General features: G+C 66.4%; 10 protein-coding genes. All 10 read right to left on the bottom strand.

Annotated elements, in window-relative coordinates; all coding sequences use genetic code 11:
- The coding region (locus tag AC1DYM_RS07240) for a two-partner secretion domain-containing protein (RefSeq protein WP_477337298.1) at positions 1 to 2,423 on the bottom strand (2,423 nt) is incomplete at its 3' end.
- A gap of 46 nt (positions 2,424 to 2,469) precedes the next feature.
- Complete coding sequence (locus AC1DYM_RS07235; RefSeq protein WP_477337297.1) at positions 2,470 to 4,125, bottom strand: ShlB/FhaC/HecB family hemolysin secretion/activation protein; 1,656 nt, start codon at positions 4,123 to 4,125, stop codon at positions 2,470 to 2,472.
- Positions 4,126 to 4,325: 200 nt separating this feature from the next.
- A complete protein-coding gene (gene queA, locus AC1DYM_RS07230; RefSeq protein ID WP_477337296.1) occupies positions 4,326 to 5,360 on the bottom strand; it encodes a tRNA preQ1(34) S-adenosylmethionine ribosyltransferase-isomerase QueA in 1,035 nt (344 codons plus the stop codon).
- 137 nt (positions 5,361 to 5,497) lie between these two features.
- A complete protein-coding gene (locus AC1DYM_RS07225; RefSeq protein ID WP_477337295.1) occupies positions 5,498 to 7,870 on the bottom strand; it encodes a hypothetical protein in 2,373 nt (790 codons plus the stop codon).
- Positions 7,867 to 9,087 carry a DUF3142 domain-containing protein gene (locus AC1DYM_RS07220; RefSeq protein ID WP_477337294.1) on the bottom strand — a complete coding sequence of 407 codons (1,221 nt, stop codon included), beginning with the start codon at positions 9,085 to 9,087 and terminating at the stop codon, positions 7,867 to 7,869. Before AC1DYM_RS07220 ends, AC1DYM_RS07225 begins: the two co-directional genes overlap by 4 nt.
- Positions 9,088 to 9,145: 58 nt before the next feature.
- On the bottom strand, positions 9,146 to 9,748 hold the full coding sequence (locus AC1DYM_RS07215) for a response regulator transcription factor (protein WP_477337293.1): 603 nt from the start codon (positions 9,746 to 9,748) through the stop codon (positions 9,146 to 9,148).
- Positions 9,745 to 10,878, bottom strand: a complete 1,134-nt coding sequence (locus AC1DYM_RS07210) for a sensor histidine kinase (RefSeq protein ID WP_477337292.1) — start codon at positions 10,876 to 10,878, stop codon at positions 9,745 to 9,747. The genes AC1DYM_RS07215 and AC1DYM_RS07210 overlap by 4 nt, the downstream gene beginning before the upstream one ends.
- The gene (locus AC1DYM_RS07205) at positions 10,878 to 12,095 is read right to left on the bottom strand and encodes a sensor histidine kinase (RefSeq protein ID WP_477337291.1); all 1,218 of its coding nucleotides are present in this window, start codon (positions 12,093 to 12,095) and stop codon (positions 10,878 to 10,880) included. The genes AC1DYM_RS07210 and AC1DYM_RS07205 overlap by 1 nt, the downstream gene beginning before the upstream one ends.
- A gap of 6 nt (positions 12,096 to 12,101) precedes the next feature.
- Positions 12,102 to 12,881: an ABC transporter permease gene (locus AC1DYM_RS07200; protein ID WP_477337290.1), complete on the bottom strand. Its 780-nt coding sequence runs from the start codon at positions 12,879 to 12,881 to the stop codon at positions 12,102 to 12,104.
- Positions 12,878 to 13,798, bottom strand: a complete 921-nt coding sequence (locus AC1DYM_RS07195) for an ABC transporter ATP-binding protein (protein ID WP_477337289.1) — start codon at positions 13,796 to 13,798, stop codon at positions 12,878 to 12,880. The genes AC1DYM_RS07200 and AC1DYM_RS07195 overlap by 4 nt, the downstream gene beginning before the upstream one ends.
- Positions 13,799 to 13,856 lie beyond the last annotated feature (58 nt).

Raw genomic sequence — 13,856 nt, 5'->3', positions numbered from 1 at the left:
TCGATGGTCAGGGCGCCGCCCGCCTGGGTCGTGCCAGACAACGCCAGGTCACCCTGGGCCTTCAACGCGAGATTCTTCGTGCTGGCGAGCGTACCGGCATTATCGACACGACCTGCCGTGACCGACAGGTCACCGTTGCTCTGCAACTTGCCATCACTGGTCTGCACTAGCGCGCCATCGACACGAACAGCACCGCCACCTTCCGCTGCGATACTGCCGCCATTGTCGAGGTCGCCGGCCGCGTGCACGTCGATGGCACCACCCGCACGGACGCTACCGGTGTTGTGCAGATCATGGCCTGCGTCGAGTGCCAGCGCGCCGGTGGCTGACGTATCGCCGGAGATCGTCAGGTCGCCTGTGGAAGCCAGCGAAGCCGAAGCCGCATTCATGGAACCGGACTGGACCAACGCGGCCGCCGCCGTCGCGGAAAGGCGACCCGCCGAAACGGTCGTACCTGCGAGGGTGAGATCGCCCGTGGTCGTCACCAAGGACACATCGCCCGACGTCGTTCCCAACTGGCCACCGCTGCGCAGGCTACCCGCGCGCACGTCAAGCCCCTGGCCGCCGATGATGGTTCCCTGGTTGTCGAGCGCACCGGCACTGACAAGTTTCAAAGCACCAGTGGCATTGACCTGAGCGTTCTGCGTCTGGCTGATGCTGAAGCCCTTGAGCGTCAGCGCCTTCTCGGTGTGCACGCTACCGCTGTTGACGAGCGCGCCGTCGGCGCTCACCGCAAGGCTGCCGTCACCGTGTAGCGAGCCGGTATTGGATAGACCGCCCAGCGCATGAAGCTGCGCATCACCACGTGCGTAGAGTTCGCCGCTGTTATCGAGCGATTGCGCAACTGCATTCAAGCCGGTGACGGTGAGCTGGCCTTGCTGCCGCAGTGCGCCCTGCGCACGCACGGTCAACGTGCCCGCGACCACCGAGTTACCGGCCAATAGCGCGTCGGCCGTGCTGGTGATCGAAGCATCCCCCTGCTGCGTACCCAGCTCGCCATGACTGACGATGCCCGCCGCGTTGACGGTGAGATTTCGGGTGGCGACAAGGCTGCCGTCGTTGGTGAGGTCACCTGCGGTCGCCACCGACAGATCGACGCCGGCGAAGGCGACACCGCCCGACGCGTTGGCAAGGCGTGCCGCCTGAAGATCGAGTCGACCGCCCGAGAGCACGACCGCCGCATTGCTGAGCTGGTTGGCCGCGCGCACGGCGACATCGCCACCGCCCTGCACGGCGCCGGCGAGATTCGCGTCGCCGCGGCTGGCGATAGCCAGTGCGCCCGCCGCATCCACAATGCCACTGCTGTTGACCGCACCGGCATCGAGCGTGAGGCCATTCCCCGCGTGGAGCGCGCTCGCCGCCGTCGTTTCGAACAGGCCTGCCGTGACGATATTTCCGTTACCGCCGAGGCTGTAGATCGTGCCGTCGTTATGCAGCGTGCCCGAGCGCAGGTCGAAGGACTGCCCGGCGTATAGCTGGCCAGTATTGCTGAAGCTTCCTGGTGTCGCGAGGGATACGTTGTTGGAGGCCACGGTGGTGCCGCCGAGGCGCACTTCACCCGCGCTGGTCAGCTCGAGGTCTCCCGCCTGCGCGGCGATCACACCACTGCTGACGACGCCCACGCCGGCTTCGGTGCCGACGAGACGGATCTTCTGCGCGTACATGCCACCCAGCGCGGCGACGTCGATCGCGACGGCCGGACGATTGGCGTCCGCGGCATTGGCGCGCACGCCGCCGTCGGCGTAGTTGGCATCGTTGCTGCCCGTGACGACGTTGAGGTCCTTCGCCCAGAGCTGACCGTTCACCTGCACCGCGCGAGCGATGATGTCGGTGCGATCGGCGACGGAGCCATCGAGGCCACCACTACCGATGGTGACGCTGCCACCGGTGACATGGAACGCGTCCAGGCTACCGCTGCCGCCGAACACGGGCGTGCCGGTGGTGAGCGTGAAGCGCTGGCTGTTGATGATGCCGCAGCCGTCGCAGGTGATGCCGTAAGGATTGGCGATCACCACCGGTGCGGCCTGGCCACCCACCTCGATGAAGCCGCGCAGGCTGCTCGGCAGCGCCGAGGTCACCTCGTTGAGGATCAGCGACGCGGCGCCACCCTTGAGGTTGTCGTTGCCGGCGATGTAGCCGCCCAGCTGGGTACGCACGATGCCGGCGCTGTTGTTGAGGATGACGCCACGCTGGTCGACGTCGAATCGCTGGTATTTGTTGTGCGACACACCGCGCGCGTTGGGCGCGACGATATCCACCACCGGCACGCCGTTCGCTGCCGAGTCCATCCGCGGGCGGTTCGCTCCCGCCGCGGCGTCGGGCACCTGCTGGGCCCACGACACCACCGGGATGCCGACTGCGGCCAGGGTGATTGCCAGCACCAGGCTGCGCACCACCATCATCGTTTCCTTGATCGTCTTCATGACTATCCTCGTATCGGACGTCCGCCTGGACGCCCTTACTCGTGTTTCAGTACTGATAGATGAGCTGGAAGCCCGTCGTCGGCTGTTCGGTATCGAATCCGCGGGGCGCATGGATGCGTCGTCCCGCGAAGAGGTCCCAACTCAGCCCGCCATAGCTGCCGCGAAGTCCGAGGACCGCGCCGGCAAGCTGGCGATGACCCGCCTGCGTCGACGGACCGGCCACGCGACCGATATCCGCACCCAGGTAGGGCGCGACCATGCCGAGCGGCAGCGTAAGCGTGTTGCGCAGATAGGCGCCGCGTTCGCCGGCCAGCGTCTGCTCGCCGTCGAAGCCACGCACCGAGTAGCGCCCGCCGATGGTGATGAGCTCGGCGGCGGGCAGATGATCGGTGGAGCGCTGCACGCGCAGGCTGCTGTCCCAGATCGCCTGGAGGCTGCCCAACGCCAACGGCTTGCTCAACGAGAGGTCGAGCGTGGTCAGGCCGTAACGGTTGGTCGGATAGCCGACCTGCGGGTCGTAACCGATCCACTGACTGCCGAACCACGGCGTGCCCCGCTGATAGCCGAGGCGCGCATCGATCTGCGCCTGGCCGATGTAATGGCGATGCACCAGCGCGAGCTCGGCACTCGCCACACGCTGCCGCTGGATGCCGACTTCGACGCCCTGGATATAGCTGTGCGCGCTGCGTGCGGCGAGGCGCATTTCGACCGAGGTCTTGCTCGAGGTGCCGCGGGTCAGCAGACGCTGCACGGTGATGTCGCTCGAGGTGGAACTGCCGGTCGAACGGAACCGGTTGTCGAAGCCTTCGATCCATTGCTGGTAGCGGTATGTCGACACCGATCCGCTGAAGGTCCACCAGCCCAGTGGAACGCTGTACGTGGCATTCTCGCTGAAGGTGCTGCCGCCATAAGGATGGGTGAACAGCGCGTGCCCCGCACCGATCGAGAACAGGTCGTTCCAGCCGAGCGGATTGTCGAGCGAAAAATTCAGGTTGCCCTGATAACGACCCGTACCCTTGAGCCCGGCGTCGCCCGTGTCGACCACGACATGCCAGCGGCGCGTCGTGTGCACCGTGAGCACCACGTCGGATTCACCGACCTGCTCGCCCGGGGCGATGTCCATGGTCACGTCCTGCGACGGCACGCGCTTGAGCTGCTCGAGACCCTGCTCGATCGCATGCAGGTTGAGCAGGTCGCCTTCATGGATCGGAAAGGCCGTACGCCAGTCGAGTTCCGGCGAGTCCTCGGCAAACCGGACATGCCGCAGGATGCCTGGCACGAGAAGCATGCGCAGATGGCCCTGGGAAATGTCCTGCGCTGGCACGCCGACCCGCGTCGTGACATAGCCACGCGCAATCAGCAGATTCGACAGGCGATGCTGCAGGGCTTCCAGCCCCTCACGGCCGACACATTGGCCGACGAACCGGCCGAGGTAGCGTTGCGCCCAGGCGAAATCCGCCAGCCGCTCACCTTCCAGGCGAAGGCTCTGCAACGGAAAGCATGGCGCTTCCTTCGGCAACGGCGCATCCAGCCGCTCGACCTGGGTCGGCGGCGGGGGCTGAAACGGCGCCTCCTGGCGCTCGGTTTCCTTCTGGTCGAGTTGCTGCGCGCGACGCAGCTGCTCTTGTTTGTCCAACGTGGTCTGYTGTGCGGCCACCGTGACGCTGGCACCGCTGGCAAACAGGTAAATCAGCCCGTACACCGTTGTGCGCCAACGGTCATTCCCTGCAACCCGCATCTTGCTACTACTCCAAACCATCCTGGTTCATGGCACGCGGGAACCCTCTCGGGTGGCCGCGTCCGGCTCTTCAATGAGCCTATTCGGCAGGCAGCGTAAGAACTTTAGGAGAGATTTCGCAAGAATCGGTGAGCCGCGTCACGCTACGAGGGGGGCGGCGAGGCTCAGTTGGCCTTCGCCGGCACGATCAGCATCGCGTCACCGTATGAGAAAAAGCGGTAACGCTGCAGCACGGCGTAGCGGTACGACTCGAGGATCGCTTCCTTGCCGGCCAGGGCCGAGACCAGCATCAGCAAGGTCGACTGCGGCAGGTGGAAGTTGGTGATCAGGGCGTCGACGCTGGTGATCTTGTAGCCGGGGAAGATGAAGATCTGCGTTTCACCGGCGAACGGCCGCAGCACGCCCTCGACCGTTGCGCTCTCCAGCGCCCGGACAACGGTGGTGCCCACCGCGATGACCCGACCGCCGGCCGCACGCGTCTCGCGGATTTTCTCGACGAGGCCGGCGCCGACGTTGAGCCATTCGCGATGCATCACGTGGTCGCGGACGTCCTCGGCGCGCATCGGCTGGAAGGTTCCGGCGCCGACATGCAAGGTGACGTAGCCCATCTCGACACCGCGAGCCCGCAGCTTGGCCAGCAATTCTTCGTCGAAATGAAGGCCTGCCGTCGGCGCGGCGACGGCGCCGGGCTCGCGGGCGAAGACGGTCTGGTAGCGCTCGTTATCGGCTTCCTCGGCGCCGCGCTCGATATAGGGCGGCAGGGGCATTTCGCCCAGGCGCGACAGCAGGCGTTCGAGCGGCTCCTCGCTTTCGAAGCGCAGCAGGAAGAACTCACCTTCACGACCCAGCACCGTGATCATGCTGCCGTCGGCCAGCTCGATCCGACCGCCCTCTTTCGGCTTCTTGCTCACGCCCAGCTGGGCGCGAGCCTCATGCGGGCCGGTGACCCGCTCGATCAGGATCTCGACCTCACCGCCGGTGTCCTTGCGGCCATAAAGGCGCGCCGGGAGCACCCGGGTGTCGTTGAAGATCAGCAAATCGCCGGGCTGGAGCATTTCCGGAAGCTCGTAGAACTTCCGGTCCTTCTTCGTGTGTGCGCCGACGTCGACCACCAGCAGCCGGCTCCCGGAGCGCCGGGCCAGGGGGGCCTGGGCGATGAGGTCAGGCGGCAGGTCGAAGTCGAAGTCGGATTTCTTCACGAGAGGGGGTTTCGGGCGGCGGGTTGGGCATTATCGCCCATCGCGGCCGGATGGGCTCGGTAGGAGCCGATTCATCGGCGAACCGGGTGCTTGCGACACCCTTGCCCGCTGCCGCGGGATCGCCGATGAATCGGCTCCTACCGGGCAACAGCGCGCCGGCGCCTACGGATCAGCAGGTAAATAACACCGGCTACTGCCAGGACGAGCACGGCGATTTCGACGGGGAGGTATTTGCGGATCGCGTGCTTTACCGCCTTTATCTGCTGGGCGCGCTGCAGCTTGCGGGCGCTGGCGAAATCGGGCTCTTCACAGTTCCAGCCGAAGCTGTCGGCCCACTCGACGTACGGCCCCTGCTTCACGTAGCGGGCGTAGTACGCCTGAGCGCGACGCTGGCGTTCATTGAGTGGCTTGGTGGTGTCACCGTCGCTGGCTTCGTTGTAGTCCGGCGGGCCTTCGAGCATCCAGTGGGTGGCCATGCACAGGCTGGCGGCGAAGGCCTGCGAACGCGGGGGCAGCAGGTCCGCGGCCGAGACGGCCCGGTCGGCGGCGAGGTAGCGGTAGTGGAAACGACGGTCCGGCTGGGCGGCGCTGTCATTGAAGCGCTGGTGTTCGCCGGCCGTGACCAGGTCGCCCTTGAGCGTTTCCGCGCTCTGTCCGCTGCCGCCCTGGTAGCCGCCGCCGTTGTCGCCATAATCCGGCCCCTGCTCGAAGCCGAATAGTTCCATGCCGTTGTCGCGCGCGATCTTCGCCGCCGCGTAGCGTGCTTCGGCCTTGCCGATGTCGGTCCACGCGTGGTCGCCGTCATGGACATCGGCGGCGTATGCCTTTGCCTTGGCGCGCAGGTCGACGTCGCCGAAGCGGGCATCCACGCCCTGTGCGAAATAGGCTTCGGCATCATCGAAGCGACCGGCGCGCATCAGGCGCCGGGCCAGAAGCCAGCGCAGGCGATCGTTGAGCGACAGCGACTCGGCAGGGTGATCCTTGTCCGGCTTTGCCGCGGGTGCCGGCGAGGCGGGCGCCCGGGCGTCGACGAAGGTCTTCAGCTCGTCGACCGTGAGCACACGCTCGGCGATGTAATTCATATCGTTGCCATAACCGGCGCCCGACTCTTCCAACTCACCGTCATAGACGTTGCCGTCGCCAACGGCCATCGACGCCTCGTACAGGTGTGTCATCGCTTCGACGTACTCGCCTCGCGCAAGCGCCAGCACGCCGCGTTCGCCCATCAGCCGATGCACGCTGTCCGTCTCCAGGGATGCCTTGGGATCGTCGACGCGAGGAAAGGCCTTGGCGGCATCGGCGTACGCGCGCGCAGCGGCTTCGCGGTCGCCTTTGCGCAGGGCCAGCTTGGCGCGCACCCAGCTGGCCAGGGGGCCGTCGGCTTTGGCGACCAGCTTCTCCGCCTCGTCGTAGCGACCGAGCTCATAGGCGAGCGAGGCAAGTCGATCCGCCGCGCTGACCTTGTCGGCACCGTTCTTCTGGATCGCATCGACCAGGGCCGTCAGCACCGGTTGCGGCTGGCCGTCAGTGGTCTGCGGCGACACCCAGCTCAGCGCATACGTGACCAGCAGTCGCTGCGACACGGGACCGTCGATCAGCGCATCGAGCTGGACCGGGTTGGTCAGCACGGCGCTGGCAATCGATGCCAACGACTGCACGGCGTTGCCCGAGCCATGCCCCGCCTGCGCGGCATAAAGCGCAATGGCGTGATTGAGGTCCGTCGGCGAAAGCGAGGACGCGCAATCCTCGCCGTTGTAGAGATCCACCCAGACGCAGGGTTTACCGTCGGCATACAAGCTCAGACGGGCCTCTTCACCAAAGCTCGCCACGGCCAGTCCCTGCGCGTCGGACGCGCCGGCAAGCACGCGTGCACGCACCTGCTGGAAGGCTTTTGCCGCTGCATCACGATGAGTCGCGAACGCGGGCGTGGCTGCCGCCTGCGCGGCCCGCAAGGCGTGCACTTCGCCGAGCATGTAGGCGGCCCAGGCGCCTCGGCGAACCGACTGGTCCGCAGGTAAGGCGAGCACCTGTTCGAAGCTAGCCTGTGCCTTGTCGAGGGCATCGGCATCGAACACCGCACACGGCGGCTTGCTCAACGTGTCGCCGTACGGACTGTCGGGTGCATCCGGGCAGTCCTGCGTCGCACGACCCCAGTCCACGGCGCCGGCTACATAGGAGCGCACGTCCGCCGGAAGGTCACCGCCCTTCTCAAACGCTTCCGCACCCGTCTCGGAGCCGTGCAGCGCCTTGACCCGCTCGATCTGCTCAGGGGTCAGGTCGGGTTTCGTCTTCGACTCCTCGCCATAGCGTCCCGTCTCGACCGCGACCAGACCGTCGCTTGCAGGCAAGAGGTGCTGTGCCTCGAAGGCGAAGGTGTTTTGTGGCACCGCCTTCAGCGTGGCCGCACGATCGTCCAGCATCTGCGTCGGGAAATCCGGGCCACAGGCCCAGGCCACGGCGCCGACTACGGCGACCGCGAAACCGATCGCGAGCGTCTTCTGCTTCATCATGAAACGGGCGTTCCTTGTGCGGGTATCGGTAACAGGGTAAGTGGCGTGCCCGCCTTGCAGCGAGCCCAGCCGATCGATCGGCGTGTATGGGCAGGCATCGGGCGCGCATTCGCGGCGATGAGTTGGAGGGATGCATCGCGGCGCTGCAGACGGTATCCGTCGATGCCATCGGCCACATCGCACGATGCGGGCAAGGCAACGCGCGCCGGCGGGGCCGCATCGAACTCGCTGGCGTTGTCGACCATCACATCGAAGGGAGCGTCGGCTGACGAACCCGGCTGCAAGGTCACCATCAGGGGGCGACTATCGAGGTGACCCGCCACGACGCCGCGCCAGGTGGCGAGGCTCCACGCGCGCGCGTCGTCCGCGGTCGGCAGACGAAACCACACCACCCCGACAAGACCGCGAGGCCGGTCGTTGGCCAGGTGTTGCACGAAGGCGAGCAGCGTATCGGGTGCCGCATACAGCTCAGCCGAGGTGGCGCCAGCGGCGAGCGCAGCTTGCTCGCTTTCGACGGCAAGCAGAATCCCGTCGTCGTTCCAGCTCACACGGGACCCGTACGTCGGCAACGCGACGCGGAAGGGCTTGCGCGTGTGTGTCGCAAACTCGTCCACCCAGCGATCGGCCACGACCGGATCGAACAGGCCCGCCTGTGGCGCCTGCACCGCATGGACCTGCAGGACGGACTCGTCCGGCAGCGCCAGCAGCGCATCGAGATCGGGCGAACCGATCCAGGTCGGCAAGGCCGTGATCGAGAGCGGGAGCGCTCCCAGCCGGGGGCGCAACGTCGCCAGGAAGGCCGCATACGCGGGCAGGCGCGCCGTGGGACAGTCGTAATCGATCTCGATGCCGGCGACCCGGCCGGCGGGCCATCCGCTGGCGAGTGTCGCGATGCGCGCGGCCAGCGCCTGTGCATCGAAAGCCGCGAGCCGCCCGTCTATTCGAACGACCAACACGACAGGCCGGCCACTGCGAACCAGTGCCTGCGCATCCGGGGCAAAGACATGAAACTGCCCGTCCCGATCGGCTTGTGCGACGAGGACGCGCCAGTCGCGCACGAGATCCGCGGAGCTGGCCACGGACGCGCGCAATGCCGGTGTCCATGTTCGCTGCCAGACATAGGCGTCGTGGCTCAACGGCGCGGGTGCAGGGGCACAGGCGGCGACGAGCATCGCCGCGATCGCGACGATCAAAAGAATCCACAGCCCGTGGGCCATCCTGATGGCGTTCCCCTGCATGCGTCGAAAGCGGTTCGCTACCGGCGCATTGTAGCGGTCACAGCCAGCCTTTCTGGCGGGCCAGGCGGTAGGCCTCGATGCGGTTCGCCGCACCGAGCTTGCCAATGGCTTCGGACAGGTAATTGCGCACCGTGCCATGCGAGAGATTCAGTTGCGTGCCGATATCGCTGGCCGACTGCCCCTCCCCGGCAAGACGCAGCACCTGCCGCTCACGATCGTTGAGCGGATCGGCTTCCGACCAGGCTTCGAGCGCCAGCTGCGGGTCGATGGCGCGACCACCCCGGTGGACCATGCGCAGCGCCTCGGCGAGATTCTCGGCCGGCGCGTCCTTGAGCAGATATCCGCTCACGCCCGCATCCAGCGCGCGACGAAGAAAGCCCGGCCGGGCGAACGTCGTCACGATGATCACCTTCATCGGCAGCTCGTGCCGATGGATGCGCTGGGCGATTTCCAAGCCGGTGAGGCCTGGCATCTCGATGTCGGTGACCAGTACATCCGGCTTGAGCCGCTGCAGCTCGCGCCACGCGMTCTCGCCATCCGCGGCGGAGCCAAGCACTTCGATGTCGGATTCCAGGCTCAACAAGGCCGACAGCGCACCCCGGACCATCGCCTGGTCCTCGGCGAGAAAGACGCGGATCATGCCGGGCTCCCTTGCAGCGCTGGCGGCAGCGCCACACCGATGTCCAGCACCGTGCCCTGCTTCGCCGGCGACTCGATGGCCAGGCGGCCACCCACCTGCCGCACACGCTCGCGCATGCCGGAAACCCCATTGCCGTGCGCGGCGAGTCCGCCACAACCGTTGTCCGTGATGCGCATCGAAAAATCCTGTCCGTTACGGGTGATGACCACGCGGGCTTCCGTAGCGCGCGAGTGTCGGTGGATGTTGGTGATCGCTTCGCGCAGCACCAGCGAAAGCGCGGCTTCCGTGGGCTCGGGCAAGGCAAGCCGCTCGGGCATGACAACGTCCAGCGCGATACCCGAGGCTTCGAGCATGACGCGCGCGGAGACCAGTTCGCTGCCGAGATCGCCTGCACGCATGCCGGTCACGGCACTGCGCACCTCGGCCAGCGTATGGCGGGCGACGCGTTCGACTTCTTCCATTTCCTGCTGGGCGCGCGCGGCATCCACCAGCGCGAGACGCTTGGCGAGTTCGGACTTCAGCGTGATCAAGGACAGGGTGTGGCCGAGCAGATCGTGAAGATCGCGACCGATGCGTTCGCGCTCGGCCAGCGTCGCCAGCCGGCGCACTTCACCTTGCGAGAGCCGCAACTCCGCATCGCGGCGCGCGCCACGCACATAAAGATAGTTACTGAAGCCGGCAGCGAGGCCGGCGCCGAAGACGATGGCCAGATGGATCATCGGCACGTGGAAGGCCAGCACCCAGACGAACGTGGCCAGGGTGGCGAGCCCCACGCCCATGAGCCAATAGCGCGGTGTGGACGCATACGCGAGCAGGGTCACGCCGATGATCACGTAACCCAGTGACAGCGGATTGACCGGCCAGAGGATGAAACCCATCACGATGATGCATGCCGCATGGAACGGCAGGCGCCGCAGCGGCGCGATGTACACGCCCAGGTAGCTGACCAGGTAGACGACGATCGAGAGCAGAGTCGGCGCGAACCACTCCCAGGCGAAACCGCGCAGCGCGAGGGGCCCCTGTATCAACGCGATCAACCAGAACACCTGCAAGCCGGCCTGCCAACGCAGGTACGTCGGCGAGCGCAGGCTGCCGAGCAACGAATCCGGGGTGGCGGACGGCAGCCGCATCACGAGATCGGCCGCGGCTCGAGGCCAAGCGCGTCCGGCGCCGTGGTGGGTGCGAGGCGCCGATCGGCAGCGGTCAGCGGTACGACGATGCGTACACGTGTGCCCTTGCCGCGCTCCGATTCAAACGCCAGCGTGCCACCCAAGGCACGTACACGTTCGCGCATGCCGCAGATGCCGTTGCCCTCGCCGCTGACACCGCCGGTGCCGTTGTCGGCGATGCACAGGGTCAGCTCGGCGCCTTTGACCTCGACGCGGGCTTCGGCGAAGGACGCCCGCGCATGGCGATGAATGTTGGTCACCGCCTCACGCAGGATGAGCGCAAGGCCGGCTTCCATGCGCTCGGGCAGCTCGGGCAGGTCGCTCACGTAGTCGAACTTCACCATCGACGCATTGAGTAGCAAACGCGCCGAAGCAAGCTCGCCGGCCAGACCGGTGGCGCGGATGCCAGTGACGGCGGATCGCACTTCGGCAAGGGCATGGCGAGCGACGGCTTCGGCTTCTTCCATTTCACGGCGTGCGGCATCGGCGTCGCGATCGATCAGGCGACGCGAAAGCTCGAGCTTCAACGTGATCAGCGACAGCGTGTGGCCGAGCAGGTCATGGAGGTCGCGGCCGATACGTTCACGCTCGGCCATCGCAGCGAGCCGGCGCACCTCGTCGTGGGAAAGTTTCAGCTCCGCATCGCGCTGCGCATTCACGCGGTAGATCACATTGATCGAACCCACGGACACGGCGATGAAGCTGATCGTCGCCAGGATGCTCAACGGCCAGTCGTAGATGAAGGTGCCGGCCAGGGCGAATGTGCCGATGACGAAGGCCATGCCGGCGTACGATCGCTTCGCGGAGCCCTCGAATCCCATCATCGCGCAGGCATAGATCATCAGGCAGCCGCCACCGCTCGCATTGATCCCCATCAAGCCGCAGGCCAGCACGACGACGACGACGGCGAACCACGATGCCTCGCGCACGGGCCGGATGTAGCTGAGTGCGTAGAGCGCCAGGAAGAGCGGAAAGGCGATCAGCGTCGCCAGCCACCAATGCGGCTTCAGCGTGTCGGCGAAGACCAGGTCGCCGAAGACATAGACCGTCCACACCAGGTGGAACAGGCTCGCCACACGGAGCCGCGGCTTTCCTTCAAAGCGGCTCCATAGCGAATCCGGTGTCGGCTGAAGCCAGGTGCGAGCCATGCGGATATCCGAAGAAAGGCGTGCGTTCATGCTACTTCAACCGTAGCGGCGCAGGCGGCGTGCGGCGATAAGCAGGAAGGCGGCCGTGAAGCCGACCAGCACGAGCACATGAACCAGCACGCTTCCCTGGCCGAGACCGACGACGGACAAGGCGATCTGGTCCAGGTGGTACGCCGGCCAGACCGGCGCGATCGACTGGATGAAGGACGGCATCACGGACAACGGAAACCACAGGCCCGACAGGAAGGCCATCGGCAGATAGATCAGGTTGACCACGCCGGGGGCACCCTGCCCCTTGACCAGCGTGCCGATAAGCAGGCCGAGGGCACAGAAAGGCAGCACGCCGAGTATCTCGAGGACGAAGAACATGCCGAGCCGGGACGCCGGCAAAGACACGCCGGCCAGGAACACGGCCATGCACAGCAGGATGATCGAAATGACCGCGGCAACCAGCATGGCCATGCACATCTTGCCGATGAGATACGCGCCCGGCGGCATCGGCATGGCGCGTTTGAGCGTAAGCAGGCCGGTGTCCCGTTCGAGCGCCAGCGAGACACCGAAGCCGAACAGGCCCGGCGCCATCACACCGAAGCTGCCGTACGACGCCAGCAGGTAACGCGGCGCGTCGGCGCTGTTCGAGTGCGCCAGGAAGATACCGAACATGAGGTAGAACACCGACGGAAACARCAGGGTCGGCAGCAGGAAGCCCGGGTTGCGCAGGTAACGCAGGCACTCCGACTTTGCCTCCTGCACATAGGCGTTGATGAGGCGCCCCGTGGTCATCACCGGCGTGGCGATGCTGTCGATGGTGTTCATGCAGCCTCCTGGGAAAGCGCGGTCGAATCGGTGTCGCGGGTGATCTCGGTAAACGCCTCGGCCAGGCCGGCGCGCTGCACTTCGAGCTCACTGAGGGTGGCGTCGTTATCGAGCAGGCGACGGACGACGGTTTCGGCGTCCGCCGTGGCGATCGTCAGGCGACCCTGCACCAGTTCGGCTGAAATGACCTCTGGCCACGCGGCGATGGCTTCAGCGGTGATCGTGGTGATGCAGCGGATGCGACGCACGGCGACGTGGGCACGCAGGGCATCGACCGTGCCTTCGAATACGACTCGCCCCTTGGCGATCACGCAGACGCGGTCGGCCAGCGCTTCGGCCTCTTCGAGGTAGTGTGTGGTGAGAACCACGGCGCATCCGCCGGCCACGGCCTTGCGGATCGCCGCCCACAGGGCCTGCCGGGCGACGATGTCCATGCCGACCGTGGGTTCGTCGAGGAAGAGGATTTCCGGACGCCCCGCCAGGGCCATGGCGAACTGCACGCGGCGCTGCTGGCCACCGGAGAGATCGGCGTAGCGGCGGCCGAGCAGATCGGCGACGCCGGCGAGGTCGGCACACTCGGCGACCGACCTCGGCGCCGGGTAATAGCTGGCCGTGAGACGGATCAGCTCACCCACCTTCAGGGTCGGCGGCAAGGCGGCCGACTGCAGCATCACCCCGATGCGCCGACGCGCCTCGATGTCCTGAGGATCGCGGCCGAACAGGCTGACTTTGCCGCTGTCCGCCCGATGCAGGCCAAGCAGCAGGCCGATACTGGTGCTCTTGCCGGCGCCGTTGGGGCCCAACAGGGCGAGCAGTTCGCCCCGGTGGATTTCCAGGTCGATACCGTCCAGTGCGACGATGGCGCCGTAGCGCTTGCCGACCTGTTCGAGACGTGCAATGCAGGTGTCGTTGATCATGGTGTCCTCCCTTGCGACGCAACATATTCCTTCGCAACCCCTTGGCGGCAGTCGCTTG

The sequence above is a fragment of the Luteibacter sp. P1_D3 genome (assembly GCF_056406135.1).
This window is presented reverse-complemented; position numbering and strand designations above follow the sequence as displayed.

What these genes read in the sequence shown, in the direction of transcription:
- AC1DYM_RS07225 (WP_477337295.1), bottom strand. Translation starts at nt 7,870, where the DNA reads ATGATGAAGCAGAAGACGCTCGCGATCGGTTTCGCGGTCGCCGTAGTC.
- AC1DYM_RS07220 (WP_477337294.1), bottom strand. Translation starts at nt 9,087, where the DNA reads ATGGCCCACGGGCTGTGGATTCTTTTGATCGTCGCGATCGCGGCGATG.
- AC1DYM_RS07195 (WP_477337289.1), bottom strand. Translation starts at nt 13,798, where the DNA reads ATGATCAACGACACCTGCATTGCACGTCTCGAACAGGTCGGCAAGCGC.
- AC1DYM_RS07210 (WP_477337292.1), bottom strand. Translation starts at nt 10,878, where the DNA reads ATGCGGCTGCCGTCCGCCACCCCGGATTCGTTGCTCGGCAGCCTGCGC.
- AC1DYM_RS07205 (WP_477337291.1), bottom strand. Translation starts at nt 12,095, where the DNA reads ATGAACGCACGCCTTTCTTCGGATATCCGCATGGCTCGCACCTGGCTT.